General features: G+C 30.5%; 3 protein-coding genes. All 3 read right to left on the bottom strand.

Features of this window, described 5'->3' with window-relative positions; all coding sequences use genetic code 11:
- Positions 1–201: 201 nt before the first annotated feature.
- Positions 202–897 carry a hypothetical protein gene (locus tag HM982_RS18210; RefSeq protein ID WP_179354749.1) on the bottom strand — a complete coding sequence of 232 codons (696 nt, stop codon included), beginning with the start codon at positions 895–897 and terminating at the stop codon, positions 202–204.
- A gap of 163 nt (positions 898–1,060) precedes the next feature.
- A complete protein-coding gene (locus HM982_RS18205; protein ID WP_179354748.1) occupies positions 1,061–1,927 on the bottom strand; it encodes a DUF6624 domain-containing protein in 867 nt (288 codons plus the stop codon).
- Between the two features lie 167 nt (positions 1,928–2,094).
- Positions 2,095–2,877: a hypothetical protein gene (locus tag HM982_RS18200; protein WP_179354747.1), complete on the bottom strand. Its 783-nt coding sequence runs from the start codon at positions 2,875–2,877 to the stop codon at positions 2,095–2,097.
- Positions 2,878–3,295: the final 418 nt, after the last annotated feature.

The raw sequence follows: 3,295 nt of genomic DNA, 5'->3' as shown, positions 1-3,295 counted from the left end.
TGTCCAAAAACAAGAATTCCAATTAGGGTCAATATGATTACGAAAGTTTTTTTCAAAATGTTGTACAACGTGTTTGTATATGGTTTGTTGCGTGGTTAAGCACGTAATTTAGCAAATAAAAACCGAATAGAAAATCCGCGAGGATTTTCGTAAGTAGGCGAGAACCAAGCAATAAATTATATACGGTGTTACCTGCAGGCTTTATTCACGTTCTTTGTTCAGATATTGTTCAATTTTATCGTGTAAATTTTCTTTAATCCATTTATTCATTTCCGCTTTGTCTTTTCCATCAGACGCATTCCACGGACTTTCCTCGTTTAAAATAACTTTCTCATTTTTTAGGTCGTAAAGTGAGTGATATAAATTCCCACGTTCCATTATTAAATAATCATTTTGAATAAAAATTCGAATATTTTCCAAGTTTTTGCCAGCCTCATCATAATTCCACAATATTTTTTCAATATCATCATCGGTTTTTAATCTTTCTCGGTCTAATCGTTCTTCTCCTTTCCATTTTTCTTTTTTCCACTTAACAATATTCCATTCCATATCGTCAAATCCAGCCATTGTAAAATAGAGAACATAAAAATCATTTTCATATTCCACTTTTTGTTGATATAAATAATCTTTGAAAAATTTCAGATAAATGTTCATTTTTATTTCTGAATATTTTTGAAATCCTTCGCTGTTAAGTCGATTACTTTTCGTGTCTTTAAATTTCTCCGCTATTGTTACACTATCAATTAATATTTTCTGTTCTAATAATTCCGATAATTCTAATTCTCCAATTTGCTCAAAATAATAATCTATTGTTCTATCCTCAATCTTTTCAGTTTGGGATTTACAGCTTGTCGAACAAACTATTAATAAGATTAATGTCAAAATTTTCAAATTCATCCGTGATGTTTTTTCAGCTTGCAGGTAACGTGTTTGTGTATGGTTAGTTGCGTGGTTAAGCAACTAATTTAGCAAATAAATCACAGATAGAATATTCCGCAGGAATGTTCGTAAGTAGGCTTAAAACAAGCAATTAATTATACACGGTGTTCTACGCAGTTTTTTATTCAGATTGTTCTACATTAAATTCAATGTTCCAGTTCTTTACATACTCAGATAATGGTCCAAGTCCAACTTCTGTTCGCCTTTTATCTACATTTTCAGGTTCTTTTAAATCGTAAATCATCCATTCTCCAGTATCTTGATTTTTAGAAATCTGAGAGCCGTAAATTTGAGGTTTTCCATCCATCATTAAAATCCGGTCTTCCATTAAAGCGATTTGGCTTTTTCTTATATTTCCATTTTCAGCGGATTCTTTTAACTGTGGTAAATATTTTTTGCGATGAAAATTATCTGCGTGTTGAAATACTAACCAAATAGTAGACATTTGTTCGGTCGAAACATTTTCCAAACTAGGCATTCCACATTTTTCAATTATGCTGACTACCTTAACTAAATTGTCACGGTCTATTTTTGGGTCTATTCCTTTGCCATTTTTCCGCATATCTTGGTCTAAAGAATGAACATTGGTCAATATATTCTGAATTTCGCTACAATCAATATTTATTAGTTTTATTGGCTCAACTATTTCTTTTTTATAAATCTCAATTATTTGTTTTCGTAAATCTTTATCTTTTTGATTTGCCTCTCTAATAACAACGATTTCTGGTTGGTTTTTATCATTAAAATACGTGTCGTATGCATATTTTATATCTGATGAAATTTTTGCCATTGAGTCAGCAGAAATAGTTTCTCCTTTTTCATTTTTAAAAATAACGTTATCATAATTGTAGGTTTTTCTTTTTTCGGCAATCTCTATTTGGTCACTTTCAGTTAATTTCCTTAAATCATCTGGAACATATTTTTTATCGGTATTGCAAGATGAAATTAACATTGCAAGTAAGAGATGAAAATAGATTTTGTAATTCATTAAGTTGGTTTTTAAATTGCGTAGAACGGTTTTGTGTATGGTTAGTTGCGTGGTTAAGCAACTAAATTAGCAAACTTTTACGAACCCGTGAATATTCCGCAGGAATATTCGCAAGTAAGCTCAATGAAGCAATTAATTATACACGGTGTTGGCAATAGTAATTTTATTTAATTTTTCTTTTTCACAAATTTCGGTTTTTCATATCCACAAGCTATTATAGTTCCATTTTGTTCTTTAATTAGCTCTATTTTATTTGTGATTGCATTGACATAAAATAAATCAATTTCGTAATGATTTAAGCCTAATTCCTTTGGTTGGTCAGTTTTTTCTTTAATTAACCAACAAAATGAATTAATCTCGTTAAGATATGCCAATTCAATAAGTTCGATTTTCTTGCCTTTAAATCGCTTGTCCAATTTTACTTTCTCCAAAGCACGACAAGGTTCATTCAGGTTTTCAAATTCAGGATTGAGTGAGAAGTCAGGAAATTTATTTTCAGAAATCATTTTTCCGTCTTTGTCAAATTCCAATCCAAATGCGTATTTAAAATCGTTATTGCGATAAGTGAAGAGAATCCAATAAGTGACTTTATAGTTCGATAATTCATATAATTCAGGATTATCATATTCCGCTTTTACAGAATCGAGAAAATTTACTTGAAATTCGCCCATTTGTAATTTATTGTAAAAGTCAATATTTGCACGTATAACAATATATTCTTTTGCTTTTTTTAGAATAAAATCAGAATATTTCTCAATGTTTTTAATGTCGTATGGGTAAAAAGTGTTTTCTCGCTCTATTGAATCTTTATGCTTTATTTCAAATGGAATGTAGTTTCTTGTTCGAGAAAGATAAGTACCACCTAATTCCAGTTTGTCAATATCCTCACATTGAGCAAATCCGCTGATTGAAATCAGAAAGATTATTAATATGCTAAAAGTTTGTTTCATTATTATTGCCAACGTGTTTGTGTATGGTTAGTTGCGTGGTTAAGCAACTAAGTTAGTAAACATTTACGAACCCGTGAAAATTCCGCAGGAATTTTCGCAAGTAGGCAAGAACCAAGCAATTAATTATACACGGCTTAAGTTAGCAATTAAATAAAAACACTAAATTAAGATTTATAAATTAGAAAGAACAAAAGAGAGGAGTAAGGTTATTATATACGCAGAGACTTCAGATCTCGTCAACATTGAAAATCCCCTCTCTTTTCTACACAGATTTCGTACAGTTCTATGAGGCTTTAAGACCTCGATTTTAAGTCGTTGAAACTCGCGTAGATTGTCCTTTGAAAAAAACATTTCTTATGAATAAAGATATTAAATATTTTGGAATAGACATTAGCCATTTGGTTTTTGATGTCACAGA

Origin of the sequence: Winogradskyella vidalii, from assembly GCF_013403955.1 — a bacterium.
In the GTDB taxonomy this organism is placed as follows: domain Bacteria; phylum Bacteroidota; class Bacteroidia; order Flavobacteriales; family Flavobacteriaceae; genus Winogradskyella; species Winogradskyella vidalii.
The sequence above is the reverse complement of the archived record's forward strand: the minus strand, read 5'-3'. Positions and strand labels throughout refer to the sequence as shown.